Origin of the sequence: Enterobacter sp. JBIWA008 (genome assembly GCF_019968765.1) — a bacterium.
GTDB lineage: Bacteria > Pseudomonadota > Gammaproteobacteria > Enterobacterales > Enterobacteriaceae > Enterobacter.
In genome coordinates this window covers 2,520,704-2,546,669 of the sequence record NZ_CP074149.1, presented here as the reverse complement: position 1 = coordinate 2,546,669, position 25,966 = coordinate 2,520,704, and the positions used below count along the sequence as shown (strand labels likewise).

General features: G+C 58.5%; 26 protein-coding genes. 8 read left to right on the top strand and 18 right to left on the bottom strand.

The window, feature by feature from the left end; translation table 11 throughout:
• The first annotated feature begins 5 nt into the window (after positions 1 to 5).
• Both fdxH and fdnI read left to right on the top strand, forming a co-directional pair.
• Positions 6 to 890 (top strand): formate dehydrogenase subunit beta, encoded by an 885-nt coding sequence (fdxH, locus tag KGP24_RS12355; RefSeq protein ID WP_194399306.1) that lies wholly within the window; start codon positions 6 to 8, stop codon positions 888 to 890.
• Entirely contained in the window at positions 883 to 1,539 is a 657-nt protein-coding gene (fdnI, locus tag KGP24_RS12350; RefSeq protein WP_032640727.1) for a formate dehydrogenase-N subunit gamma, read from the top strand. The genes fdxH and fdnI overlap by 8 nt, the downstream gene beginning before the upstream one ends.
• 60 nt (positions 1,540 to 1,599) lie before the next feature.
• On the opposite strand, the gene ppk2 is transcribed toward fdnI, so the two are convergent.
• Positions 1,600 to 2,418, bottom strand: coding sequence for a polyphosphate kinase 2 (gene ppk2, locus KGP24_RS12345; protein ID WP_194399305.1), 819 nt, complete (start codon positions 2,416 to 2,418; stop codon positions 1,600 to 1,602).
• Between the two features lie 252 nt (positions 2,419 to 2,670).
• Between ppk2 and KGP24_RS12340 the strand changes: the two genes are divergently transcribed.
• The 3 genes from KGP24_RS12340 to araJ all read left to right on the top strand — a co-directional run bounded on the left by KGP24_RS12340 (position 2,671) and on the right by araJ (position 4,911).
• On the top strand, positions 2,671 to 3,039 hold the full coding sequence (locus KGP24_RS12340) for a hypothetical protein (protein ID WP_223560619.1): 369 nt from the start codon (positions 2,671 to 2,673) through the stop codon (positions 3,037 to 3,039).
• A complete protein-coding gene (locus KGP24_RS12335; RefSeq protein ID WP_223560618.1) occupies positions 3,039 to 3,545 on the top strand; it encodes a YbjP/YqhG family protein in 507 nt (168 codons plus the stop codon). The genes KGP24_RS12340 and KGP24_RS12335 overlap by 1 nt, the downstream gene beginning before the upstream one ends.
• A gap of 190 nt (positions 3,546 to 3,735) precedes the next feature.
• Positions 3,736 to 4,911: an MFS transporter AraJ gene (gene araJ, locus KGP24_RS12330; protein WP_223560617.1), complete on the top strand. Its 1,176-nt coding sequence runs from the start codon at positions 3,736 to 3,738 to the stop codon at positions 4,909 to 4,911.
• A 6-nt stretch (positions 4,912 to 4,917) separates the two neighbouring features.
• Here araJ and KGP24_RS12325 read toward each other — a convergent pair whose 3' ends face one another.
• From KGP24_RS12325 to KGP24_RS12270, 12 genes are all read right to left on the bottom strand, one after another.
• Positions 4,918 to 6,009 carry an alkylhydroperoxidase domain protein gene (locus KGP24_RS12325; protein WP_223560616.1) on the bottom strand — a complete coding sequence of 364 codons (1,092 nt, stop codon included), beginning with the start codon at positions 6,007 to 6,009 and terminating at the stop codon, positions 4,918 to 4,920.
• Positions 6,010 to 6,019: 10 nt separating this feature from the next.
• Positions 6,020 to 7,009, bottom strand: coding sequence for a putative FMN-dependent luciferase-like monooxygenase (locus KGP24_RS12320; protein ID WP_223560615.1), 990 nt, complete (start codon positions 7,007 to 7,009; stop codon positions 6,020 to 6,022).
• Positions 7,006 to 8,613 (bottom strand): ABC transporter ATP-binding protein, encoded by a 1,608-nt coding sequence (locus KGP24_RS12315; protein WP_223560614.1) that lies wholly within the window; start codon positions 8,611 to 8,613, stop codon positions 7,006 to 7,008. The genes KGP24_RS12320 and KGP24_RS12315 overlap by 4 nt, the downstream gene beginning before the upstream one ends.
• Positions 8,613 to 9,461, bottom strand: a complete 849-nt coding sequence (locus KGP24_RS12310) for an ABC transporter permease (RefSeq protein WP_032656932.1) — start codon at positions 9,459 to 9,461, stop codon at positions 8,613 to 8,615. Before KGP24_RS12310 ends, KGP24_RS12315 begins: the two co-directional genes overlap by 1 nt.
• A complete protein-coding gene (locus KGP24_RS12305; RefSeq protein WP_223560613.1) occupies positions 9,458 to 10,402 on the bottom strand; it encodes an ABC transporter permease in 945 nt (314 codons plus the stop codon). The genes KGP24_RS12310 and KGP24_RS12305 overlap by 4 nt, the downstream gene beginning before the upstream one ends.
• Before the next feature lie 10 nt (positions 10,403 to 10,412).
• A complete protein-coding gene (locus tag KGP24_RS12300; RefSeq protein WP_223560612.1) occupies positions 10,413 to 12,032 on the bottom strand; it encodes a TIGR04028 family ABC transporter substrate-binding protein in 1,620 nt (539 codons plus the stop codon).
• 149 nt (positions 12,033 to 12,181) lie between these two features.
• Complete coding sequence (gene adhP / locus KGP24_RS12295; protein ID WP_032647362.1) at positions 12,182 to 13,192, bottom strand: alcohol dehydrogenase AdhP; 1,011 nt, start codon at positions 13,190 to 13,192, stop codon at positions 12,182 to 12,184.
• Positions 13,193 to 13,387: 195 nt separating this feature from the next.
• Entirely contained in the window at positions 13,388 to 15,100 is a 1,713-nt protein-coding gene (locus KGP24_RS12290; protein ID WP_223560611.1) for an ABC-F family ATP-binding cassette domain-containing protein, read from the bottom strand.
• A gap of 349 nt (positions 15,101 to 15,449) precedes the next feature.
• Positions 15,450 to 17,147, bottom strand: coding sequence for an NAD-dependent malic enzyme (locus KGP24_RS12285; protein ID WP_223560610.1), 1,698 nt, complete (start codon positions 17,145 to 17,147; stop codon positions 15,450 to 15,452).
• A 176-nt stretch (positions 17,148 to 17,323) separates the two neighbouring features.
• Positions 17,324 to 17,461 (bottom strand): stationary-phase-induced ribosome-associated protein, encoded by a 138-nt coding sequence (gene sra, locus KGP24_RS12280; RefSeq protein WP_008501714.1) that lies wholly within the window; start codon positions 17,459 to 17,461, stop codon positions 17,324 to 17,326.
• Between the two features lie 95 nt (positions 17,462 to 17,556).
• Entirely contained in the window at positions 17,557 to 17,772 is a 216-nt protein-coding gene (bdm, locus tag KGP24_RS12275) for a biofilm-dependent modulation protein (RefSeq protein ID WP_023335793.1), read from the bottom strand.
• 231 nt (positions 17,773 to 18,003) lie between these two features.
• Positions 18,004 to 18,855 carry a Vmh family MBL fold metallo-hydrolase gene (locus KGP24_RS12270; protein WP_223560609.1) on the bottom strand — a complete coding sequence of 284 codons (852 nt, stop codon included), beginning with the start codon at positions 18,853 to 18,855 and terminating at the stop codon, positions 18,004 to 18,006.
• Between the two features lie 110 nt (positions 18,856 to 18,965).
• Between KGP24_RS12270 and KGP24_RS12265 the strand changes: the two genes are divergently transcribed.
• Together KGP24_RS12265 and KGP24_RS12260 are read left to right on the top strand one after the other, a co-directional pair.
• Positions 18,966 to 19,847: a LysR family transcriptional regulator gene (locus tag KGP24_RS12265; protein WP_223560608.1), complete on the top strand. Its 882-nt coding sequence runs from the start codon at positions 18,966 to 18,968 to the stop codon at positions 19,845 to 19,847.
• Positions 19,848 to 19,922: 75 nt separating this feature from the next.
• Positions 19,923 to 20,351 (top strand): OsmC family protein, encoded by a 429-nt coding sequence (locus KGP24_RS12260; protein ID WP_023311893.1) that lies wholly within the window; start codon positions 19,923 to 19,925, stop codon positions 20,349 to 20,351.
• A 23-nt stretch (positions 20,352 to 20,374) separates the two neighbouring features.
• Here KGP24_RS12260 and KGP24_RS12255 read toward each other — a convergent pair whose 3' ends face one another.
• Positions 20,375 to 21,280 carry a LysR family transcriptional regulator gene (locus KGP24_RS12255; RefSeq protein ID WP_223560607.1) on the bottom strand — a complete coding sequence of 302 codons (906 nt, stop codon included), beginning with the start codon at positions 21,278 to 21,280 and terminating at the stop codon, positions 20,375 to 20,377.
• A gap of 112 nt (positions 21,281 to 21,392) precedes the next feature.
• On the opposite strand from KGP24_RS12255, the gene KGP24_RS12250 reads away from it, so the two are divergent.
• On the top strand, positions 21,393 to 22,142 hold the full coding sequence (locus tag KGP24_RS12250) for an SDR family oxidoreductase (protein ID WP_223560606.1): 750 nt from the start codon (positions 21,393 to 21,395) through the stop codon (positions 22,140 to 22,142).
• Here the strand turns inward: KGP24_RS12250 and KGP24_RS12245 are convergent.
• From KGP24_RS12245 to KGP24_RS12230, 4 genes are read right to left on the bottom strand one after another with little or no spacing between them, the layout of a single operon-like run.
• Positions 22,139 to 23,068: an ABC transporter ATP-binding protein gene (locus tag KGP24_RS12245; RefSeq protein WP_223560605.1), complete on the bottom strand. Its 930-nt coding sequence runs from the start codon at positions 23,066 to 23,068 to the stop codon at positions 22,139 to 22,141. The genes KGP24_RS12250 and KGP24_RS12245 overlap by 4 nt on opposite strands.
• Complete coding sequence (locus KGP24_RS12240; protein ID WP_223560604.1) at positions 23,061 to 24,047, bottom strand: ABC transporter ATP-binding protein; 987 nt, start codon at positions 24,045 to 24,047, stop codon at positions 23,061 to 23,063. Before KGP24_RS12240 ends, KGP24_RS12245 begins: the two co-directional genes overlap by 8 nt.
• Positions 24,047 to 24,940 (bottom strand): D,D-dipeptide ABC transporter permease, encoded by an 894-nt coding sequence (gene ddpC / locus KGP24_RS12235; protein WP_223560603.1) that lies wholly within the window; start codon positions 24,938 to 24,940, stop codon positions 24,047 to 24,049. Before ddpC ends, KGP24_RS12240 begins: the two co-directional genes overlap by 1 nt.
• Positions 24,937 to 25,959, bottom strand: coding sequence for an ABC transporter permease (locus KGP24_RS12230; protein WP_223560602.1), 1,023 nt, complete (start codon positions 25,957 to 25,959; stop codon positions 24,937 to 24,939). Before KGP24_RS12230 ends, ddpC begins: the two co-directional genes overlap by 4 nt.
• Between the last annotated feature and the right edge of the window lie 7 nt (positions 25,960 to 25,966).

Genomic DNA, 25,966 nt, shown 5'->3' with positions numbered 1-25,966 from the left:
ATTCAATGGCGATGGAAACACAAGACGTTATCAAACGCTCCGCGACTAACCCGATAACTCCCGCGCCCCGCGCGCGGGATTACAAGGCAGAGGTTGCTAAGCTTATCGACGTCTCCTCCTGCGTGGGCTGTAAGGCCTGCCAGGTGGCCTGCTCGGAGTGGAACGACATTCGCGACGAGGTGGGGCACTGCGTTGGGGTATACGACAATCCGGCGGATCTGAGCGCCAAGTCCTGGACGGTGATGCGCTTTAGCGAAACCGAGCAGAACGGCAGGCTGGAGTGGCTCATCCGCAAAGACGGCTGCATGCACTGTGAGGATCCGGGCTGCCTGAAGGCGTGCCCGTCTGCTGGCGCGATTATTCAGTACGCCAATGGGATCGTCGACTTCCAGCAGGACAACTGCATCGGCTGCGGCTACTGCATCGCGGGCTGTCCGTTTAATATCCCGCGCCTCAATAAAGAGGATAACCGGGTATACAAATGCACCCTGTGCGTAGACCGCGTCAGCGTCGGGCAGGAGCCTGCCTGCGTGAAAACCTGTCCGACCGGGGCGATCCACTTCGGCACCAAAAAAGAGATGCTGGACGTGGCGCAGGCGCGGGTGGACAAGCTGAAAGCACGTGGCTACCAGAATGCGGGCATTTACAACCCGCAGGGCGTGGGCGGTACGCACGTGATGTATGTGCTACACCACAACGACCAGCCGGAGCTGTATCACAACCTGCCGAAGGATCCGGCGATCGATACCTCCATCAACCTGTGGAAAGGAGCGCTTAAACCGCTCTCGGCTGCGGGGTTTATCGCCACCTTTGCGGGGCTGATCTATCACTACATCGGGATCGGGCCAAACAAAGAGGTGGATGACGAGGAGGAGGAGCATCATGAGTAAGTCGAAAATGATCGTGCGCACGAAGTTTGTCGACCGCGCCTGTCACTGGACGGTGGTGATCTGCTTCTTCCTGGTGGCGGTGTCGGGGATTTCGTTCTTCTTCCCGACGCTGCAGTGGCTGACCGAAACCTTCGGTACCCCGCAAATGGGGCGCATTCTGCACCCGTTCTTCGGCGTGCTGATTTTCGTGGTGCTGATGTTTATGTTCGTGCGTTTTGTTCACCATAACATCCCGGACAAGCAGGATATCCCGTGGGTGAAAGGGATCGTCGAAGTCCTGAAGGGTAACGAGCACAAGGTCGCGAAGGTGGGGAAATACAACGCCGGGCAGAAGATGATGTTCTGGACCATCATGAGCATGATTTTTGTGCTGCTGGTGACCGGCGTGATTATCTGGCGTCCGTATTTTGCGCACTACTTCCCGATTCAGGTGATTCGCTACGCGCTGCTGATCCACGCCACGTCGGCCATTATTCTGATCCACGCCATCCTGATCCATATGTATATGGCGTTCTGGGTGAAGGGATCGATTAAAGGGATGATTGAAGGAAAGGTGAGCCGCCGCTGGGCGCAGAAACACCACCCGCGCTGGTATCGTGATGTGGAACGTCTGGAAGCGAAACAGGAAAGCACAGAAGGAATGAAGTAAGACCTGCGCCGTCGGCTTTGCCCGGCGGCGCTGCGCTTGCGCGGGCCTACATCTGCCAGATCAGAACCGCTCTTCCACATACCGGAACGGGTATTTCGTGGGTTTGACTTTACCGATTTTACGTTTCGGTAAATCCACCTTGTCTACGTGTATTTCTTTATACGGAATTTGGGTTAGCAGGTGCGAAATAATATTCAGGCGCACGCGTTTTTTATCTTCTGAACGCGCCACAAACCACGGCGCCCAGGCGGTATCGGTGGCTTCAAACATGGCGTCGCGCGCGAGGGTATACTCGTCCCACAGGTTAAAGGATTTAATATCCATCGGCGATAGCTTCCAGATTTTACGGCCATCGTTAATACGGTCGCGCAGGCGGCGCTCCTGCTCTTTGGGCGTCACCTCCAGCCAGTACTTCAGCAGGATGATACCGGCATCCACCATCGCTTTTTCCATGACCGGTGCGCCGTCCAAAAATTTCTCCGCCTGTTCCTCCGTGCAGAACCCCATCACCCGTTCCACGCCCGCGCGGTTGTACCAGCTGCGATCGAAGATCACGATTTCGCCAGCCGAGGGCAGATGGGGCACATAGCGCTGGAAGTAGAGCTGGCTTTTTTCTTTTTCTGTCGGCGCAGGGAGCGCAACAACGCGAAACACGCGAGGGCTGACGCGCTCGGTGATCGCTTTAATGGTGCCGCCTTTGCCGGCCCCGTCGCGTCCTTCAAAAACAATACACACTTTGAGCCCTTTGGCGACGACCCACTGCTGGAGCTTAACCAGTTCAACGTGCAGGCGACGTAGCTCTTGTTCATACTCTTTGGTCTTGAGCGGTGCATTCTTTGCGACATCAACAGCGACACTGGTTTTCTTTTTGTTTCCCATGATGGTCATCCTCAGATTGTCCGGCGCAGAAAAAGCGAGGCCGCACTATGAAGTGTAATCCACCTGATATTAGGCGTAATGTTTTTAGGTAATTAATTTCACAACACTTTTTTAAGCAGGTACTTAGGTCTTCGCGAAGGTGTTTAGCACCCGTTCCCCTATGCAGATGCAATCAAATCAGCACTTTTAATCCCACACGCTATATGTGGTTAGCGTGATAATTTCATTCTTATTTACTTAAAGGAACTAAGAATGAGTTGGAATAAAGAAGCTGCAGTTTCGTATCTCCGTTCACACGCTCTGGGGCACTCTCATAGTGAATGTGCTAAGTTTACCCGCCTGGCCATTCTGGCTGGAGGTGTTAAGGTGCCGAACATAGATTATGCAAAAGATTATGGGGCGGAATTATTACGCGCTGGATTCAGTGAGCTGCCGTCCGGTTCAACATTACTTTCTGGCGATGTGGCTGTGATACAGCCGTATCCCGGTGGAAATGGTATAGGTCACATGACTATGTATGACGGTACGCAGTGGATTTCTGACTTTGTTCAAAAAAGCATGTATCCGGGGCCTGGGTACCGCAAAATGCAACCGTCCTTTAAAATTTACAGGATGCATTGATGAAAAGGATATTTTTATCATTCGTTATTTTGCTGGTGGGTTGTAGTTCTGCTGCCAATCAAGATCATAGTGCGCAAGATGCTACCGAATCATTTTATAAATCCTATCTTTCCGCATACGGTAGCGATGAAGCCAGGCCTTATCCTGCCGATGAACTGCGTAAATATGTTTCTGCAGATACTCTTGCTCGCATTAATGCCATTCAGGAAATCTCTGAACAAGAGTTAATAGAGTCTGACTATTTTACGTATACCCAGGATTACTCTCGCGAATGGATACCTGCGTTACGAGTGGAAAACGCCAGGCCATTTTTAAACGGTGAAGTAGTCCAGGTCACTGAAGGGGCAGGTAACGGGAGAAGCATACATCTTGAAGTATTTCTTCGTCGTGAAGGTGATGCATGGAAAATCTACCGCGTGCGTGACATAACGAACAATCATGAGCACCCCATTTTCAATGCTGGTGCTATTACATACGCCAAAGCAGCGGCAGAAAGCGCACTGTAAAAGCTAGACCTTAAACCTTTTGAAGCCCCTGACACCTGCCGGGGCTTTTTATTTGCCATTCCTGCCGCGTAGCAATTGGAGAAAACTCCTGAATTAATGGATTAACGTGTCAGCCAGCTGATTTGAACTGGCTCACCATACAAGATTATCCAATAATGCCCGTTGCGAGTGATTAACACGTGGTTGAGGTATGAAAAAGACAATATTTTCGTTGGCGCTTGGCACATTTGGCCTGGGCATGGCTGAATTTGGCATTATGGGCGTGCTCACCGAGCTGGCGCACGACACCGGTATTACGATTCCCTCCGCCGGGAATATGATCTCGTTTTATGCCTTCGGCGTGGTGATAGGCGCCCCGATAGTGGCGCTGTTCTCAGGCAAGTTCTCGTTAAAAACCACGCTGCTGTTTCTGGTAGCCATGTGCGCGGTTGGGAACGCCCTGTTTACGTTTTCAACGTCGTATTTCTGGCTGGCGGCGGGGCGCTTAATTTCCGGCTTTCCGCACGGGGCTATTTTCGGCGTCGGGGCAATTATCCTGTCTAAAATTGCGCCGCCGGGTAGGGTGACGGTCGCGGTGGCCGGGATGATCGCCGGCATGACCGTGGCCAACCTGGTGGGCGTCCCGCTCGGCACCTGGCTCGGGCACCAGTTCAGCTGGCGCTATACCTTTTTTCTGATTGCCGTGTTCGATGCGCTGGTGATCCTCTCGGTTCTGCTCTGGGTGCCGGACATACGAGACACATCAGAAATCAAATTGACCGAGCAGTTCCACTTTCTGAAAAAACCAGAACCCTGGCTGATTTTTGCCGCCACCATGTTTGGCAACGCCGGGGTGTTCGCGTGGTTCAGCTTCGTTAAGCCGTTTATGGTCAACGTTTCGGGCTTCCCGGATGGCGTAATGACCATCATCATGATGCTGATGGGGCTTGGCATGGTGTTGGGCAATCTGCTGAGCGGTAAGCTCTCTGGGCGTTTTAGCCCGCTGCGCATTGCGGCCACCACCGACATGGTGATTGTCGCTTCATTGCTGCTGCTTTTTGCCTTTGGCGAACTGAAAACGGCCTCGCTGGTCATGGGCTTTATCTGCTGTGCCGGGCTGTTCGCGCTCTCTGCGCCGCTACAAATTCTGCTTCTGCAAAATGCGAAGGGCGGTGAGATGCTGGGGGCCGCGGGCGGGCAGATGGCGTTTAATCTCGGCAGCGCGATTGGCGCGTACTTTGGCGGGATGATGATTACTCTCGGCTTTAGCTGGAACTACGTCACGCTTCCTGCGGCGATACTCTCTTTCTCGGCCATGAGTGCACTGCTGATCTACGGTCACCTGCGGGCCAGACGGGCTCAGGCTAACGCTCGCGCGCTAGCCTGACAGGTTTCAGGCAAGCCAGGGCTCACCAAGGGCCAGCATCAGGCGGTTGGCCCAGGCGAAGAACGCCGCGGACTGCACCAGATCAAGCTGCGCCAGGGTATCCAGCCCCTCTTTTTCCAGCGCGGCCAGGTGCAGCGGCGTAGCGGCAGGCGGCGTGACCGACAGCGCCGCCGCAAAATCGATTTCCGCCTGCCAGCGTGCGGGCTGCCCCTCGCTCAGGGACCTCCCCGGCCTCACGGCCAGCAGGGCCTCTACCGCAGCGTCATCCTTTGACAGCTGGCTGGCTTTACGCGCATGGACAGATGCGCAGTAAATGCAGCCGTTGATTTTACTGACTACCGTTGCGGCCAGCTCGCGCTCGGCGCGCGGCAATCCCCCCGGCGTGTAAAAAATCCCTTTATCCGTTAGCGTGCGTTGTTCAAGCACCGGCAGGTTGCGCCCCAGCAGGCGGAAGTAGTCGGAATCGGTATGGCCAAACTTCGCCAGGATGGCAACTTCGTCGTCACGGAAGTCCGCCAGCGGTTTGGCCGCTATCCACGGTTCCCATCCCAGCTCCTGCTGGGTAAACGCGACGGGGGCCGCCTTCCCGGTGACCGTTGTTGCGGTCGTGTGCCAGACGCCTGCCGCCACCGGTGCATCGCTTTTGGCGACGGGCCTGTCGTTCAGCAGCCGCAGACCGGCGATGACCCGGCTCTGGAAGCTGACAAACGCAATAAGCTGCGCCAGGGTAACGATGCCTTCCTTGCTCCATCCCGCCAGGGTCAGCGCCTTTAACGATGTCGGCGTCGCTTCGACGGGGGAGAACGTCAGCAGGCGAGCGAAGTTAAGCGCCGGGGTCAGACGGTCTGAGGTCGGGTCTGCCAGGCCAAACCCTGCATAGTGCGCGGCCAGCGCCTCCGCGTTGTGCCACCTGGCGACTTTTGCCGCCACGGCAAAGCGCTCGTCGAGTGCAAAATCATCATCCTGCTGGCTAAAGAGGATTTCGTAGCTGCCCTGGGCGTGGCGCGTAGCGGCATCACGCGTGGCGCGCGCCTCTGCCAGAGGGGAACCGGGTTTAATTTCCGCCAGCTCGGCGAGAATGTCCTGACTTAATGACATAGGTGTCTCCTCAAAGTATGTGGGGGGCAATACGTTCGGCGATCAGTTCGATGGACCGCAGCGTGTCGCGATGCGTAGGTTCGACCGAATGGACCTGGAATGAGATGTCCGTGGCGCGCCGGAGAACTGAATCGGCCTGCAGCGAACGCAGCACCGTCTCGGGCGAACCGATGTGGGCGTCGAACTGGCGACGAAAATCTGTGACGGTGTCACCTTTAACCACGTGTCCGGCAGCGCGATGCTGCCGGGCCTGCCTGGTGAGGCCCGGTGTGGCAACCTTCAGCGCATAGTCATCGCTGTCGGCGACGAACGCGGTACGGGAGGCCAGAACGCGCGGTGCAATACCGGCGGGCAGTGACTCAAGGTAGGCATCCACAATCGGGTTCTGGATCGCGTCGAGCGTTAAATCTAACTTGTCTGCCGGGCGCGGCTGCGTACGGGAAAGCATTAAACCGTGTCCGGCCCGGGCGGCGCGAACGGCACCGTCTACAGAGAAGGTGGCAATCCAGATACGGTCGGCCAGCTGTGGCGCTGGCGGGTAAAGGTGGTTATCCGGATGGGTCAGCGAATCCCCGCGCCAGGCGCTTTGGATCACATGCAAATGGTCAGCAAACGCCGCGCCGCGCGCCTCAAACGTCAGGCCGAACGGCAGAAATGAGGTCGGTGTACCTCCCGAACCAAAACCCACCTCAAGACGACCATTGGCGAGTAAATCGAGCACGGCGGCATCTTCCGCGACGCGCAGCGGGTTTTCCATCGGCAGGGTAATGATGGCCGTGCCCAGTCGGATGGTTTCGGTGTGCGCGGCTACGTGCGCCAGGAACAGCAGCGGCGACGGCAGGCCGCCTTCACTTTCGTGGAAATGGTGCTGCGCAATCCATGCGCTGTCAAAACCGTGGCGTTCGGCGTGGCGGATCTGTTCTGTTGCCAGACGATAGCGTTCCTTCGCCGTAGCGTCTTCAAGCAGACGGGTGAAAAATCCCAGGCGTTTTCGCGTCATGCGAACTCCTCCGTAGCGGGTGAAAAATGAGGGATGGCGTCAATGAGCTCGCGGGTGTAATCGTTCTGCGGCGACGCGAATAAGGTTCCGACGTCGCCCTGTTCGACTACCTGACCGCTGCGCAGCACCGTGACGCTGTGCGCGATCCGCCGAACGGTAGACAGATCGTGCGTGATAAAGAGATAGGTTAATCCCAGCTGCTGCTGCAGCTGCTGAAGCAGAGCCAGAATCTGCGCCTGTACGGTGACGTCCAGCGCGGAGGTGGCTTCGTCCAGCACCAGAATAGTCGGCTCCAGGATCAGCGCCCGGGCGATGGCAACGCGCTGGCGCTGACCGCCAGAGAGCTCTCTGGCCGTACGGGTCAGGATATCGACCGGCAGGGCAACCCGCTGCGCCACGGTTTCCACCCGGGCCTTTCGCTCCGCCTTAGCGAGGCGAGAAAAGTTCTTCAGGGGCTCTTCGATGATGTCAAACAGCGTCTGACGCGGATCGAGAGAGGCGAACGGGTTCTGGTAAACAAACTGGATCTTCTGCCGCAGCTGACGGCGAGCCTCGCGGCTGAGGGCGGTGGCATCAATATCATCAATAATGACCTGTCCGCTGTCGGCCTGTTCAAAACCGAGCAAAATACGGGCGAGGGTGGTTTTCCCGGAGCCGGATTCACCGACCAGCGCATGCGTACTGCCTCGCCTGACGTCAAACGTCACCCGATCCAGCGCCTGAAGCTGATGACCTTTGCCCAGAGAAAATTGTTTGCTGATGGCGCGGGCGCGAATGGCCGGTGACGCAAGCGGAAGGCCGGCTACCGGGGCGATGGTCAGGCGCTGGCCCTGGAGATCGCTCAGCAGCTGGCGGGTGTAGGCGTGCTGCGGCGTGCGGACGATATCGGCGGTGTCGCCCTGTTCCTGAACCTCGCCATCGCGAAAAACCAGCAGCCTGTCCGCGCGCTGTGCGGCCAGCGCCAGATCGTGGGTGACAAACAGAACGGCGGTACCCGACTCCCGGCGCAGGATATCCAGCAGATCGAGAATGCGTTTTTGCACCGTCACATCCAGCGCGCTGGTGGGCTCATCGGCAACAATCACGTCCGGGCGCAGGGCAATGGCGATGGCAATCAGCACGCGCTGTTTCATCCCGCCCGAGAGCTGATGGGGATACTGCGTCATGCGCTGTTCGGGGTGGCTCAGGCCGACCTTTGTCAGCAGGGCGAGCACCTGCTCGTCGCGCTCGGCGCGGGTCACCTTCTGGTGTAGCTGAATAATTTCCCCGACCTGCACGCCGATCGTCTTCACCGGGTTGAGTGAATTACCCGGATCCTGCGGAACCAGGCTGATTCGCGCCCCGCGAAGGGTATCGAGACGCTTCGCGGACCATTGGCTAATCTCCTCGCCGTTGAGCGATATTTTTCCCGCATCGCGCCGGGCGTTATCGGCCAGCAGGCCAATGATCGCCTGCGCCGTGGTCGTCTTGCCGGATCCGGATTCGCCGACGAACGCCAGCATTTCCCCTCGCCCGAGCGTGAAGCTGACGTTATGCACCACCTCTCGCCACCGGCGCGCGGTACGGTAGCTAATCGTCAAATTTTCCACTGAGAGAACGGTCATTAGCGACCTCCGCTGAACTGTTGGCTGATGCGGTTGGTGGCCAGCACCACGGCGATGACGACCACGCCGGGGAAGGTGGTGAGCCACCAGGCGGTAGAGAGATAGTTACGGCCTTCGGCAATCAATAAGCCCCATTCCGGCACGGGCGGCGGGGTGCCGTAGCCGAGAAAGCTCAGCGTGGAGAGCGCCAGGATGGCCTGACCAAACTGCAGCGTGGCAAAAGCCAGGACGGCGGTTAACGCGTTGGGGAGGATGTGTCGCCACAGCACGGCGAAAAACGTCCCGCCGCTGCCAAACGCTGCCTCGACATAATCCGTGTGCCGAATGCGCACGACTTCACCGCGCGCGAGGCGGGCGAAGCTGGCAATAGAGGCCACGCCGACGGCAATCGCGGCGTTAACGGTGCCAAACCCGAGCAGAATAATCACCGTCAGCGAGAGCAGCAGAGACGGGATGGAGAGCAACACGTCGACGAAACGCATCAGCAGAGACTCGACGCGTCCGGCGAACGCCCCGGCAACCACCCCTAAGCCGGTGCCGACCACCAGCCCCATCGTCACGGCGGCCAGCGCCGCGCTCAGGGAATGGGAGGCGCCATAAACGATACGCGTGTAAACATCGCGGCCAAGCTGATCGGTCCCGAGCCAGTGTCCCGCCTGCGGCGCCAGGCGCTGTGCGCCGGCGATGCCCTCAATCGGGCTGTAGTGGGTTAACAGGCCGGGCGCTACGGCGGCAAAAGCGGCGAGAATAATCACCCCCCATGCCAGCCACAGTCCCGGCTGCCATTCCACTCCCTGCCAGGCAGGAACGCGTTTTCGCGCGGCGGCAGCGTAATCGACCAGACTCATGATGCACCTCCGGTAACGGTTTGCAGACGGGGATCCAGCACCGGCATCAGCAGATCCACCAGCAGATTGATTAAGACAAAACCGAGGGCGGAAATCATCACGACCGCCTGAAGCACGGCGATGTCCTGGTTGTTCACCGCCTGCTGGGTCAGCTGTCCGAGCCCGCTGCGGCCAAAAACGGTTTCGGTGATGAGCGCCCCGGCAATCAGCTCGCCCAGCAGCAGCCCGGCAATGTTCAGGACCGGCAGCAGGGCGTTGCCGGTAACGTGACGCCACAGGACGGCGGTTTCACTCAGCCCTTTGGCCCGGGCGACGGCGACAAACGGCTGCGTCGCCACCTGGTCCAGGCTGCGCATCAGAATTTGCGCCAGCGGGGCCGAGATCGGGATCGCGACGGTCACGATCGGCAGGATCAGCCCCTGCAGCGGCGTCGGGTTAATTACCGGGATCAGCCGCAGCTGAAAAGAAAAGAGCTGGATGAGGGCGATCCCCAGCCAGAATGTGGGTAAGGAGATAAACAGGACCGGCAGAGACTGGAGGGTATTGCTCAGCCAGCGCAGACCCGGCAGACGCGATGCAAAGGCCAGCGCAAACGCCAGCAGGACCGCCAGTACAAACGCGGGCAGGGCGAGGCTCAGGGTATCCGGCAGATTGCTGGCAATCAGCTCGCTGACCGGCACGCCGGCCTGTAGCGAATAGCCGAAATCCCCGCGCAGCATCGCCAGCAGCGTGTGGCCGTATTGCTGCCACAGCGGGCTGTCCGCGCCGTAGGCCACGCGCATCTCCTCGATTTGCGCCGGGCTTAAGCCCAGGTCCGGGTTCTGAAATTTAATCAGCACCGCGTCGCCCGGCAGCACCTGGAGCAACACGAACGAGAGGGTAAAGGCGGCCCACAGTACCAGCAGCCCGTGCCCAAAGCGTTGAAGAAGTGCGTGGCGCATCGTCAGCTCCTCAGTGTTTCTCAATCCACGCGCCGTAGAACGACGGGCGGCCTACCGCTTCAAAATTGACGCCTTTCAGCCACGGCGCACCGGCAAAGACCTGCGGCTCCTCGAAAATTGGAATGACGTAGGCGTTATCCAGCAGGTAGCGCTGGGCGTCTCCCGTCAGCTGCAGGCGTTTTTGCGGGTCGACCTCAGCCGAAATGTTCACCAGCAGTTCATTCAGCCTGTCGTCACGGAAGTTTTTGACCTTGTCGCTGGATCCGCCTTTTTGCAGCAGCGCGTCGCGGTTAGTGGGGTAGAACATGCTTTTCACCACGTCAGGATCGGCGCGGCCAACTTCGGAGACGGTTAACGGGGTTTTCTGCGGGTCAAGGTTATCCAGCGTGCGGCTGCCTGCGTCACCGGCTTTGACGCTCAGCGCCACGCCCACCTGTCGCCACTGCTGGGCAACCAGCTGCAGCACCTCTTTGTTTTGCGGCTGGGGCAGGGATTCATACACCGTCAGCGCCAGCCGCTGCCCGTCTTTGGCGCGGATCCCGTCGCTGCCTGCTTTCCAGCCCGCCTCGTCCAGCAGCTGGTTAGCTTTAGCCGGGTCAAAGGTCAATTTGTCGCTGAGATCGACAAAGCCTGCGGCGGAATCGGCAATCACCGACTTCGCCTGCGGATAGTTGGCCGAGAAGAGGGTCTCGACCACCTGTTTTGCATTCGTGGCGTGCAGCAGCGCCTGGCGGACGCGAATATCGGAGACCAGCGGGTTATCCGGGCGGAAGCTGATGCTGTCGTTCACCCCGCGCGTCGGGGCGGCGTAGATCTTATAGCCCTGATCGGTCGCCTGCTTTTCGTCATACGCCTGCACCTGGCGAATAAAGTCGGCCTGACCCGCCAGCAGGGCGCCGACGCGCACGCTGTCTTCCTGAGTCACGATAAACTTGATGCCATCAAGATTAGCTGGCCCCTGCTGCGCCAGATTTTTAGGGCCCCACTGATAGTCTTTGCGCGCTTCGAGCGTCACTTCACGACCCAGCTTCTCGTCCTTCACCACAAACGGGCCGGAACCGATGATATGGCGGGCATCCCCCAGCTCTTCGAAGTTGCGCTTCAGCGTGCTGAGCGAAACCAGACCCGAGCCAATGGTGGCGGTGCCCTGCAGGAACCCCGGCGACGGTTTTTTGAAGTAGAACTTCACGGTCAGCGGGTCGACCACTTCGCTGCGATCGTAGTTATTGATCGTTTCTGACACCGGCAGGCGCTGTGCTTTGTTGCCTAAGCCGTAGGTATCAAAGTTTTTCGCTACGGCGTTGGCGTCGAGCGGCGTGCCGTCGGAGAAGGTGATCCCCGGGCGAATTTTAAAGGTGTATTCGGTTTTATCGGCGTTGGTGGTCCAGCTTTCGGCCACCCAGGGTTCGACCTTCAGCGTCTTTGGATTCTGCCACGTCAGTTTATCGGTAATCTGGTTCAGAATGCCGCCGTTCGGGTAGAAGCCGCCGGCGGGCGGATAGAGGTTGGTGTGCGCCTGTTGCTCCAGATAAATCAGCGTGCCGCCTTTGACGGGCGCATCAGCTGCCCAGGCTGCGGTTGTCGCCAGGATCAGCGCCGTCAGCAGCGGCAGACGAAATGGGGTTTGCATGGTGAATTCCTTTGTTATCTTCTTGTTAGCGTCGGATTCATCATCGGGCGCGGGGGAAAACAAGGGAACAAAGGAATTAAGATAAGGATTGCCGGAAAATGGCTATAAAAAAACCGCCCCAGCGAGGAGCGGTAATGAAAGATGAACGATTATGAACGTAGGTCGATCACCATACGGCCGCGGATCTGGCCCTGTTCCATCTCTTTAAAGATAGCGTTGATGTCCTCGATTGGGCGCATCGTGACTTTCGGCACGACCTTACCTTCAGCGGCGAACTGGAAGGCTTCCTGCAGATCCTGACGAGTGCCAACCAGCGAACCCACTACCTGAATGCCGTCCAGCACCAGACGCGGAATGTCGAGGCTCATCGCTTCCGGCGGCAGGCCAACCGCAACCACTCGGCCACCGGCACGCACGGCATCAACGGCTGAGTTGAATGCTGCTTTTGCGACGGCAGTGACGACTGCGGCATGCGCGCCGCCCGTTTTCTCCTGCACAATTTTCGCGGCATCTTCGCTGCGGGAGTTGATGGTTAAATCCGCACCCATGCTGGCTGCCAGCTTCAGCTGTTCGTCGTTAACGTCAAGGGCGATGACTTTGGCGTTAAAGACGTTTTTGGCGTACTGCAGCGCGAGGTTGCCCAGCCCGCCCAGACCATAAATTGCAATCCACTGGCCCGGTTTGATACCCGAGACCTTCACCGCTTTGTAGGTGGTAACGCCGGCGCAGGTAATACTGCTGGCCGCAGCCGAATCCAGTCCGTCCGGCACTTTTACCGCGTAATCCGCGGTGACGATGCACTCTTCCGCCATCCCGCCGTCAACGGAGTAACCGGCATTTTTCACGTCGCGGCACAGGGTTTCGTTGCCGGTATTACAGTATTCGCAGTGGCCGCAGCCTTCAAAAAACCAGGCCACGCTTGCGCGGTCGCCGACTTTCAGCGATTTCACGCCAGGGCCGACTTCTTTTACGATACCAATTCCTTCGTGTCCAAGGATAACCCCGGTTTTATCGCCGAAATCACCGTTCTTCACGTGGAGATCGGTATGGCATACGCCACAGCATTCCATCTTCAGCAGGGCTTCCCCGTGCTTTAGCGGGCGTAAGGTCTTTTCGGTGACGTTAACCTGATGATCCTGAGTAACAACAGCAGCCTTCATGTGTATCTCCTTGTTCATGATAAGAATCTGCATAGCAGGGTAATACCCCTTAAGGATTGATACATTAGCCTGGTAATGCAAGGCTGCAGCAACATAATGTCATCAATTAATCCGTTTTCAGATTAAGAAAAGGGTGTTCCTCTAATAATTTAGGGGGAAACTACTGGCCCGACGAGAACCTCGTCGGGCGCAGACTTACAGCAGTGCTTCTATCTCCTCAATCTCTTTACGCCATTGCGCCTGCAGGTGCGGCTTTTGATGCTTCGGCTTACGCGCCAGATCGTCCTCCAGCAGCGTTTCCAGCGCGACCAGCCGTTCGAGCAGATCGTCATACGGCGAGGATTGAACCGCCGTAGTATCGATGACTGCCGCGGTGGATGTCACCAGCCCCGCGCTTTCACGCAGCCGCTCAAACACCGCTTCTGCATCGTGCCACTCGCTCAACTTCCCCTCTTCAATTAGCCAGAAACGGTTGCAGCTTTGGCTAATTAACTGACGGTCATGGCTAACCAGCAGAACGCCGCCTTCAAACTGCTGAAGGGTTTGCGCCAGCGCCTCTTTGCCTTCCATGTCGAGGTGGTTGGTCGGTTCATCCAGCATCAGCAGGCTGTAGCGGGCAAGCGTCAGGCCAACGAACAGCAGGCGCGAGCGTTCGCCACCGCTGAGCGTGCTGACCGTTTGCCCGTGTCGTGACCACGGGAAACCCGCGCTAATCAGTGCCATTTTGCGGTTTTGCGGATCCGGTGCGAAAGGCTCCAGCGCGTCGAGCAGCGTGGCGTTGTCCGCAAGCTGATGAAGCGTCTGGTCATAATAGCCCGGCGAGACGCGCGGATGGATTTTCAACCCGCTGTCTGCGGGCATATCGGCAAACTGTTGCCAGATAAGCCTCATCAGCGACGATTTGCCGCAGCCGTTACGACCGACAATAGCCACGCGATCGCCGCTTTTTAGCCGCGCTACGTCGATACTGAACAAGGCCGGCAGGCCAGGCGCAGGAGGCACGTCGAGGTTTTCCATTTCCAGCAAACGGTCGGCCCGCAGCGCGTCGCCGCGCAGGGTTAGCGTCCACTGGCTGCCTGCCGTGAGCGCCGTCTGGCTCTCCTTCAGCCGTTCGACCTGTTTTTCCATCTGTTTGGCTTTGCGGGCCAGATCTTCGTTGTCGTAAACCTTGCCCCAGGTCGCCAGCCGCTTCGCGCTGGCGGTCACGCGGTCGATCTCCTTTTGCTCCGCCTTATGGCGCTGCGCGTCGCTTTCATCCTTTGCTTCAAGCGCCTTGCGGGCGGCCGTGCAGGAAAGGGCGAAGTAGTGCAGCGTTTTATCGCGCAGGATCCAGCTGCCGTTAGTGACGGCATCCAGCAGCTGTCGGTCATGCGAGACCAGCACGAAGCTGCCTGACCAGTTCTGCAGAAAGTGTTCCAGCCAGAGCATGGTCGGCAAATCGAGGTGGTTGCTGGGCTCATCGAGCAGGAGCAGGTCTGGCTCGTGAATCAGCGCCCGCGCCAGCAGCAGGCGGGTGTGCTGCCCGCCGCTCAGCGTGGCCGCGCGCAGCGCCATATCCTGCGGCGTGAAGCCCATGCTTGCCAGCAGCGTTTCGGCTTTCCACCTCAGGCTGTCGCGCTCGGCTAAAGGCAGCTGTGCGAGCACGGCATCCAGCATGGTCATCGGGAAAATGGCGTCCGGGAGATGTTGCTCAACGCGCGCCATCAGGCAGTGCCCGGCCAGCGCGACCGTTCCGGCGGCGGGGGAGTCAGTGCCGTCCAGCACCTTCAGCAGCGTACTTTTTCCGCAGCCGTTGTCGCCCAGCAGGCCAATGCGGTCGCCTTTTTTCAGCGTAAAGGAGAGTGAGTCGAAGAGCGTGCCAAACGCCGTATCAACGCGTAAAGATTGTGCAGTGAGTAAAGTGCTCATTGTTGCTTACCCAAGAGTTACAGGCATGTTTATGCCTCGTCAAACATCGCTGACGATAACTCAGTAAGCCCGAGAGAAGGGATTTCAGGGGGTTGGTGTCTTCGCTCAAGCAGAAGTTATCGCAGCACGATACCGATAACGCTTGAGCTGGTGCGATCACCAAATGTATGTGAAACATTGAAAATTTCACAGTACAGCATAATTGGCCTCCTTATATATTCAGTAGGTAAATGGGTGAAAGGAGTGTAGCGGGGGAAAAGGGGTTTGGCTAGTGGGTATTCGATGGTGCGGTCTGATGACCTCACCCTAACCCTCTCCCACAGGGAGAGGGTTAGGTCGCAGCGCAGAATTAAATCGAGGTACGGCGATAGCTGCGGTATTCAGGCTTCCAGAAGTTGTCGTCGATGGCCTGCTGCAGCGCGTCGGCAGAGGTTTTCACCGCCACGCCCTGCTGCTGTGCCATTTTTCCTACCGCGAACGCGATAGCGCGCGACACCTTGTGAATGTCTTTCAGCTCCGGCAGCACCAGTCCTTCACCGTTGTTGACCAGCGGCGAGTAGCCCGCGAGAGTTTCGCTCGCCGACATCAGCATTTCATCGGTAATGCGGGACGCGCCGGAGGCGATAACGCCCAAACCAATGCCCGGGAAGATATAGGAGTTGTTGCACTGGGCAATCGGATAGGTTTTATCCTTCCACACCACCGGGTCGAACGGACTGCCGGTGGCAACCAGCGCGTTACCTTCGGTCCAGGCGATGATGTCCTGTGGCGTCGCTTCCACGCGGGAGGTCGGGTTGGAAAGCGGCATCACGATAGGGCGCTCGCAGTGCTTGTGCATCTCGCGAATAATCTCTTCGGTGAAGAGACCGGTTTGCCCGGAAACGCCGATCAGAATATCCGGCTTCACGTTGCGCACCACGTCCAGCAGGGAAAGGACTTCGTTGTCGGTATCCCAGTTTTTCAGGTTATCGCGCTTCTGCACCAGCTTGTTCTGGAACGGCAGCAGGTTCGGCATAGCGTCGGTCAGCAGGCCGAAACGGTCCACCATAAAGACGCGGGAGCGGGCAAGCTCTTCACTTAAGCCTTCGCGCTGCGTCTGGGCGATAATTTGTTCGGCGATACCACAGCCCGCAGAGCCTGCGCCCAGGAAGACGATTTTCTGGTAGCTCAGCTGGCTGCCGGCCGCGCGGCTGGCGGCGATAAGCGTACCCACGGTCACGGCTGCGGTGCCCTGGATGTCGTCATTAAATGAGCAGATCTCATCGCGATAGCGGTTCAGCAGCGGCATCGCGTTTTTCTGCGCGAAGTCTTCAAACTGCAGCAGAACGTCCGGCCAGCGGTGCTTAACGGCCTGGATGAAGTCGTCGACAAACTGATAGTACTCGTCGTCGGTAATACGCGGATGGCGCCAGCCCATATAGAGCGGATCGTTGAGCAACTGCTGGTTGTTGGTGCCGACGTCCAGCACTACCGGCAGAGTATACGCCGGACTGATGCCGCCGCAGGCAGTATAGAGTGAGAGTTTACCGATTGGGATCCCCATCCCGCCAATGCCCTTGTCGCCGAGGCCGAGAATACGTTCGCCGTCGGTCACCACAATCACTTTGATATTGTGGTTCGGCACGTTCTGCAGAATATCGTCCATGTTGTGACGGTTCTGATAAGAGATGAATACCCCGCGTGAACGACGGTAGATCTCTGAGAAACGCTCGCAGGCCGCACCCACCGTCGGGGTGTATATCACCGGCATCATCTCTTCGAGATGGTTTTGCACCAGGCGATAGAAGAGGGTTTCATTGGTGTCCTGAATGTTGCGCAGGTAGATGTGCTTGTCGATTTCGGTTTTGAAACCCTGATACTGGATCCACGCGCGCTCCGCCTGTTCTTCAATGGTTTCAACCACTTCGGGCAGTAAACCCAGCAGGTTAAAGCTGCTGCGCTCTTCCATGCTGAAGGCGCTGCCTTTGTTGAGCAGGGGGAATTCGAGTAAAACCGGTCCGGCGTATGGGATGTATAAGGAACGATGTTTTTTCAGTTTGTTGTCCATGTCACTCACTCTTTTTATGAAGATCCGTCCCTGACACTGCTGTTTGTCATCTTTCTGGCCTGTGCGATGGGGTGCGGTCAGGCGGTATTATAAAGGAGCTAAATATTAATTACCGCAACACATAAACAAAAACACCATCGGGATTACCGATGGTGTTCTGGATCTCAGCCTGGAACTTACTTGCCGGCGTGGCGTTTTCTGCCGGTGGCGTGAGTGACCTGCGTTTCATGGTCGCCTTCAATCACCACTTTACGCTGATTCGAAAGCTTGTAGTTCAGTCCCAGAATATGGCGTGCCTGACGGTTCGATTTCATGTTAACTCCTCAATCCTGTTGATAGTTTTAAGGACCAGTTTGCTTACGCAAACGAAATGTAACCCCTTAGGTTGCAGATCCAGCTTAGCAGGTTTTTACAAGGGTGCGTTTTGCCCGCTGACGACATAGTTAATGGTCTGCTGGTAGATGTCACTGAGGATGTCATTATCTGTGGATTCCACCCACTTAGTCAGTTCCATCAAAATGTCATCTTCAGTCACAGCACCGTGCTCGGCGTGAAGACCCTGCGCAATCGCGTTAACGAGTTCGGGTTGTGCTGCTGTGGTATTAGCCGGGTAATAAGTAAACATGCTGCCTCCGTGTCGTTGTCTGTTTATTGGTACGGCTCGCAAAAATTTAATTCATAAACAGAATGGCAAATATTTCCCCGGTTGTGGTTCAGATTCATCTTAGAAATAAAAATGACATAAGTGCATGCTTTTATGCGCTTTTAAAAGGTGTGGATATATCGAAGGGTAACAGCGTGGATATTTTGGCGGTGCTCCTGCTATCGCGGAAATATAGCAGGAGCAGATTTTAAATTACCACTTCATTTCGCCGGTATTCACCCTGGCGCTTAATTCCAGCGAGCTATCATCAGCCAGGTTCGGATACTGTTTTTTCAGGGTGCTGATGACGCCTGCGGAATCTTTATGCGCGGATAAGGCCTTTTCAAAGCGCTGCAGATAGTCGCGGGTAAAATCAATCGCGCCAGTGCCCGCTGGTGGGTTGCCCAGATAGTGGCCCGGGATCACGCGTTCAGGCCTGCGCGCGGCCATATTCTCCAGCGTTTCCTGCCACTGCTTGCGGCTTGCCGCCGTCTGGGTGTCTGCCGTCCAGACGTGAATACCCCAGGCTACCCCGGTGCCGCCGAGGATTGTTTTTGCTGACGGGATCCACACGTAGGCCGCGTAGCTGTCTGGCTGTTCGATATCGACCTTTTCACCGTCAATCATGAACGTGGTGGAGGCAATCACCTGCGGGACGACCAGCTCCGTTGGCGCGCCGTCCTTCATCTGCGGGCCCCAGAAGGCGAGCTTGGCGTCTTTGGTGGCTTTAATATGGTCAACCACATGCTGTGTGGCCACCACTTTGGCATTCGGGAAGGCTTTGACCAGCGGCTGCAGGCCAAAATAGAAATCCGGATCGCCGGAGGTGATCACAATCTTATTCAGGGTCTTACCGCTGCGGCGAATTTTTTCTACCAGCGCTTCCCCATCTTTCACGCTGAACTGCGCGTCAAACAGCACCGCTTCTTTCGGGCCGGAAACCAGCGTGGAGGAGACCGGGAAAATGCCTTTTTCCTGCGGGTTATAGGTATCGATGGTCAATGGAGCGGCAAAAACAGCCGGTGTGAAGAGGGTGGAAAGCAGGGCAAGGTGAGTAAATTTCATACTGTTGTCTCTGTTGTTCAGGAATGCCTCTATTGTACGGATATTTGCATTTGCCAGAATTCCTGAAACAGGACATGCTTAGTTTCATAAATCGAGCAAATGGAGCTTATATGGATCGCGTTATCGCCGCTCAGGTCTATAACCGGATATGCGAGCTGGGAAGCTTGAGCGCGGCGGCCCGCGCGCTGGGCATTTCCAGACCGATGGTGAGCCGCTACCTTGAGCAAATGGAGAAGTGGGCGGGAACGCGGCTGGTAAACCGATCCACGCGCAAGCTGACGCTGACCGCGGCAGGGGAGAAGGTGCTGCAAAAAACGCGGACGCTCTCGCAGATCTCGCAGGAAATCGAAGGCCAGTCGGAAAAAGATCTCCCGTCCGGCACCCTGCGGGTCGCCTGCGCGCACTTTACCGCCATGCACCTGATTGCGCCGGTCCTGCCTGAGCTGCTCTTGCGTTACCCGCAACTGCGCATCGAGCTGGACGTGAATAACCACCCGGTCAGTCTGGTGGGAGAGCGCATTGATGTCGCCGTGCGCATTACCGATAACCCCGAACCCGGCATGATTGCCCGCCGGGTGGGGGAGTGTCGGTCGGTGCTCTGCGCCTCGCCGGACTATCTTGCGCAGCACGGTACCCCCATGAGCCTTGAAGAATTAGCGCAGCACAACTGCCTGCACTACAGCTTTTTCGCCGGGCAGTCCTGGCACTTTCTGACGCCGGAAGGGGAAAGCCTGAGCGTGGCCGTCAGCGGCAACCTGAGCGCCAGCATCTCTTCGCTGTTGATGGACGCGGCGATTAAGCACTGCGGTATCGCCATGCTGCCGGAGCGCGAAGCGCGTGCCGCGCTGGAACAGGGATTACTGGTGCCGATACTGGAGGCGCTGGAGCCGAAACCGCTTGCCATCCATGGTATTTATCAGTCCCGGGAATACCAGCCTGCCGCGCTGCGCGTGTTCCTCGACGCGCTGGCGCACCATTTACTCAGTGACTAAGACTCGTCTGTCTTCCCCGCAGAATCCGGACAGCCTTCTATACTTAACCCTTTGTAAGCCAAAAGGAGAGCAAGAATGACTATTCATAAGCACGGTTCGGCACACTGGTCTGGCGACATTAAGCGCGGAAAGGGAACGGTTTCCACCGAGAGCGGCGTTCTCAATCAACAGCCTTATGGTTTCAATACCCGCTTTGAGGGCGAAAAGGGGACCAACCCCGAAGAGCTGATTGGCGCGGCGCATGCGGCCTGCTTCTCGATGGCGCTGTCGCTGATGCTCGGGGAAGCGGGCTATACCGCCGATTCCATTGATACCACGGCGGACGTCTCTCTGGATAAAACCGACGGCGGCTTTGCCATCACTAAGGTTGCCCTGAAAAGCAAGGTGACGGTTCCCGGCATCGCCCCGCAGCAGTTCGACGGCATTATTCAGAAAGCAAAAGCGGGCTGCCCGGTATCGCAACTCCTGAAAGCTGAGATTACGCTGGACTATAAGCTCAATTAAACCACCGCCGGGTTCGCGCCCGGCTACCCCTTCAGCGCGGCGGGGAACACCTCCGCCAGCCACGCAATAAACACCTTCAGACGGTGCGTCAAATGCCGGTTCTGCGGGTAAACCACATGAAACGGATACGCGGCAGGGCGCCAGTCGCCCAGGATCGCCCCCAGCGCTCCCGCCTGCAAATACGACTTTGCCGAATACTCAAAGGTCTGAACGATCCCCAGCCCCGCCGCGGCAGCCGCCAGATGGGCATTGCTTTCATTGACGCCGAGATAGTGCGGAATATTGATCTCCAGCGCCTCGCCGTTCTGCCGGAAACGAAACGGAAATGGCCGTCCGGTGACGGGCGAAAGGTAGCTGATAAGCTTGTGCCCGTTGCACAGCTCCTGCGGATAGGCCGGAACGCCGTGATTTTTCAGGTAACCCGGCGTCGCGCAGGTGACCATCTCAGCGTTACCGAGATGGCGGGCAATGAGGGTCGAGTCGTCCAGCGGCCCGCCGCGGATCACGCAGTCTACGTTACCGCTGATGAGATCGACCGGCCGATCGGCCACGCCAAGGTCGATGCGGATCTCCGGGTAGCGCCGCATAAAGTCCGGAAGCAGGGGGATGAGCACGTCCCGGGCGGTGGAGCCGCCCACGTCAACCCGCAAATGCCCTTTTGGCGTCGCGCGGGAAACGCGAAACGAGGTGTCGATATCTTCGATATCAATCAAGACCCTGAGCGCTTTTTCGTAGTATTCCATCCCTTCAGGCGTCGCGACCACCCGGCGAGTGGTGCGGTGCAGAAGGCGTATCTCCAGGTGCGCCTCAAGCGATTTAACCAGCTTGCTCAGCGTGGCGATCGGCATATTCAGCGAGTCCGCCGCGCGGGTAAAGCTGCCGGACTCCACCACCCGCGTAAAGGCGCGCATCGCCATGAGCTGGTCCATGATGACCTCTGATTATTTCTGTGGGTGAATAGTCATTTTCATTTTTGCCCGTTTTTCACAAATGCCGCAAGGGCTAAAGTTTGTCCAACGCAAACACAAAAAGGTAAATGACATGAACACGACTCTCGCAGGAAAAATCGCACTGGTCACCGGCGGCAGCACCGGTATTGGTCTTGCCACGGCGCAGGAGCTGGCGGCGCAGGGCGCGAAGGTTTACATCACCGGGCGTCGCCAGGCCGAGCTGGACGCGGCGGTGGCGGAAATTGCTTCCACCGCAACAGGCATTCGCGCGGATGTCTCAAAGCTTGCCGATCTGGATGAGGTTTATGCCCGGATAGCCAAAGAAGAAGGCCGTCTTGATATCCTGTTCGCCAATGCCGGTGGCGGCGATATGCTGCCGCTGGGCGCGATCACCGAAGAGCAGTTTGACCGGATTTTTGGTACCAACGTTCGCGGGGTGCTGTTTACGGTGCAGAAGGCGCTGCCGCTGCTGTCCGCCGGATCGTCGATTATTCTTACCGGCTCGACGGTCTCCATCAAAGGGACGGCCAACTTCAGCGTCTACAGCGCCAGTAAGGCCGCCGTGCGCAACTTTGCCCGCTCCTGGGCGCTGGATTTGCAGGGCCGCGGGATCCGCGTCAACGTGGTGAGCCCGGGCCCGATCAAAACGCCAGGTCTCGGCGATCTGGTGCCGGAAGAACACCGTCAGGGGCTGTACGACGCGCTGGCCGCGCAGGTACCGCTCGGACGTTTAGGCGCGCCGGGCGAGGTGGGTAAGGCGGTGGCATTTCTGGCCTCCGATGCGGCCAGCTTTATAAACGCCACCGAGCTGTTTGTGGACGGCGGAATGGCGCAAATCTAATCCAGACTGCGCCAGCAGCGGACGTTACGGCCCTCGAGTGAGGGCTGTAGCGGCTGCGGCCGTTCACACCCCTGCGCTGCCATCGGGCAACGGTCGCGGAAAAAACAGCCTTCGGGTAGATGACGGTTGCCGGGAAGGTCCGTTTTGCGTAACGCCAGATTTTCATCCAGCGGTTCACCGGTGCGGGGAACCGAGTCGAGCAACAGGCGGGTGTAGGGATGGCGCGGATCGCCAAGCACCTGCGCGGCGCTGCCCAGCTCCACAATCTGCCCGAGGTACATCACCGCCACCCGGTCGCTCATGTGTCTGACCACCGAGACGTTATGCGAGATTAACACGTAGGTCAGATTACGCTGCTGCTGCAGGGTCACCAGCAGGTTGAGGATTTGCGCCTGCACGGAGATATCCAGCGCGCTGGTGGGTTCATCGAGCACGATGATATCGGGATCGGACGAGAGCGCCCGGGCGATGGCGATGCGCTGGCGCTGCCCGCCGGAGAAGGCGTGCGGAAGCCTGTCGAGATATTCCGGGCGAATGCCCACCTGCAGCGCCAGATCCTCCGCCAGCTGGCGGCGCTCGCGCTCGCTGCTACGTTTTTGCACCCACACCGGCTCGGTGATGATGCGCCAGACCGGCAATCGCGGATCGAGCGAGGAGAGCGGATCCTGAAACACCATCTGCATGCCGCCCGCGTGGTGCGCCCGCTGGCACGCACCGGTGCTGGGTTTAAGCATGCCCATCAGCAGCTGTGCCAGCGTGCTTTTCCCGCAGCCGGATTCCCCGACAATGCCCAGCGTTTCCCCCCGATGGATCTGGAGATCGAGCCCGTTGAGGGCATGGACCTGTTCAGTTACGCGCCCCAGCCAGTTTTTGCGCGCCGCAAAGTTCACGTGCACGCTATCCAGTTCCAGCAGTACATCAGTCATGGTGTTTCTCCCGTTGCGGATACCAGCAGGCGGCCTGTTGGCCTTCTGCGCCAGTGGGCGCTAAGCGCGGCGTTTCGCTGCATTTCGCCCCGGCTGCAAAGCAGCGCTCGCGAAACGCGCATCCCTGCGGAAGCTGGCTGAGGTTGGGCACCGTCCCGGGGATGGCGGGAAGCGGGGCGCGCGGCTGGCCGTGTTCCGGCGCGCACTGCAGCAGGCCAATGGAATAAGGGTGTACAGGGCGGTGGATCAGCGTTTGCGTGGCGCCACTCTCGATCACGCTGCCCGCATACATCACGTACATTCTGTCGCAGAGCTGGGACACCACGGCCATATCGTGGCTGATAAACAGCACCGAGGTCCCGCTGGCCCGCGCCTTGTGCTTCAGCAGGCGCAGCACCTGCAGCTGGACGGTAACGTCCAGCGCGGTGGTCGGTTCGTCGGCAATGATCAGCTCCGGCTCACAGGAGAAGGCAAGGGCGATCATCACCCGCTGGCGCATGCCGCCGGAGAGTTCAAACGGATAGCGCTCCATGACCTGCTTCGCGTCCGGGATTTGCATCTCTTCCAGCAGGGTAATCGTCTTCTGCTGCGCCTCGCGCCGCGAAAGCTGCTGATGCTGGCGGATCACCTCCACCATCTGTTTGCCAATCCGCCGCGTCGGATTGAGGGCGGTCATGGGCTCCTGAAAAATCATCGCCACTCTGGCTCCGCGCCACTGGCGAAGCTGCTTCTCGGACGCCGTCAGGACGTTTTCGCCGAGTAACTTCACCTGACCGTGATGAATGCGGTAGCTCCCTTCCGGCAGCAGGCGCATGGCGAGCATGGCGGTCACGGATTTACCCGACCCCGACTCGCCCACCACGCCGACAATTTCGCCCCTGTTGATTTCCAGCGAGACGTGGTTAAGCGCGTGGACCTCCCCGCGAAAAATCGGAAAGCTCAGGTGCAGGTCTTCAATATTGAGTACCGAGTCGGTCATCACTGTTTGCCTCCCGATTTCGGATCCAGCAGATCGCGGATACCGTCGCCAAACAAATTAAAGCCCACGGCGGTAATCAAAATCGCCGCACCGGGAAAGGCGCAATACCACCACTGATCGAGAACGTAGTTCCGGCCAACGGCCACCATTGCGCCCCACTCGGCGGTGGGCTGCTGCGCGCCCAGGCCAATAAACCCCAGCGTGGCGGCCATCAGAATGGCGCTGCCGATATCCAGCGACGCCTGCACGATCAGCGGCGGCAGGGCGTTGCGCAGGATATGCCAGCGGATCAAATGCCAGCGGGAAGCGCCAAACGTGCGGGCAGCCTGCACGTAGGTAAACTGGCGTACCACCAGGGTTTGCCCGCGCGCCAGGCGGACGTAAAACGGGATGCGGACAATCCCAATCGCCAGCATGGCGTTGAACAGGCTCGGGCCGAGCGCGGCGGCCAGCGCCATGGTCAGCACCAGGGAGGGAATGGAGAGCATAATGTCCATCACCCGCATGATGATGGCGTCGCCGCGCCCGCCCAGCACGCCGGAAAAACAGCCCAGCAGTGAGCCAATGCCGCCCGCAATCGCCACCACCGCCAGCCCGGCGGTAATCGACTGCTGGCTGCCCGTCAGCACGCGGCTGAACAGGTCGCGTCCCACCTCGTCGGTACCAAACCAGTGTTGCGCGGACGGCGCCTGCAGCCGGGCGGTAAGATCCAGCGCGTTCGGGTCATGGGGCACGATCCACGGCGAAGCCACCATCAGGAAGAGCATCGCAATCATAATGACGCCGCCAACGATCGTGAGCGGGCTTTGACGCAGCATCCAGAGCAGCTTTGCCCAGTTGATGCGTTGTCTGGCGGTTTTAACCGGGACGGTCGTTTCCTGCGTTAACATCATTCGGCACCTCCGCGCCCGATTCGCGGGTCAATCCACAGATAAAGCAGATCGACCACCAGATTAACCAGCACGTAGGCCAGCGAAACAACGACGGCAAAGCCCATCACGGCAGGGAAATCGAGCGCCTGAATGGACGTCACCACCCACGCGCCCATTCCCGGCCAGGCAAAGACGGTTTCGGTCAACACGGCGCCGTAGAGCAGATCGCCCAGCGCCAGCCCGAGAACGGTAATCGACGGGATCATCGCATTCGGCAGGGCGTAGCGCAGGATGATGTACCAGCCGGGCAGGCCGCTGGCGCGGGCCGTGCGGATGTAGTCCTCGCTAAGCTGCTCCAGCATCGCCGAGCGCACCTGGCGCGCCACGATGCCGAGATGCACAAACGCCAGCGTCAGCGAGGGCAAAATCAGGTGCTGTAGCGCATTGAAAAAGACCTCTCCATTGCCTTCCAGCAGGGCGTCCAGCAGATAAAACCCGGTGACGTGCGTCGGCGGGTCTAGCCAGTCGTCCAGCCTGCCGCCGCCCGGCAGGATCTGCAGGTGCCCGTAGAACAGGACAATGACGCCCAGCCCAAGCCAGAAAGCCGGGGTGGAGATCCCGGTCATCGCCATTAAACGCACCAGGTGATCCAGCCAGCGGTTGCGGTACACCGCCGACAAAATCCCCAGCGGCACGCCGATGACCAGCGCCAGCAGCAGAGAACAAAAGGCCAGCTCCAGCGTGGCGGGGAAAAAGGCCTTCAGGTCCTCCGCGACCGGGCGTCCGGTACGGATGGACGTGCCTAAATCACCGTGGGCCAGGGCGTCCACGTAGCGGCCAAACTGAACGTACAGCGGCTGGTCCAGCCCTAGCTGCTGGCGAATGTTCTGCACGATTTCGTCGCTGGCACGATCGCCGGCCAGCAGGCGGGCCGGATCGCCGGGGATCAGGTGTGAAATAATAAAGGTGATAATACAGACACCGGCCACCACCAGGATTAACCCCCAGCAGCGCTGGCGCACTATGCTCCAGAACGTCATACGCTTT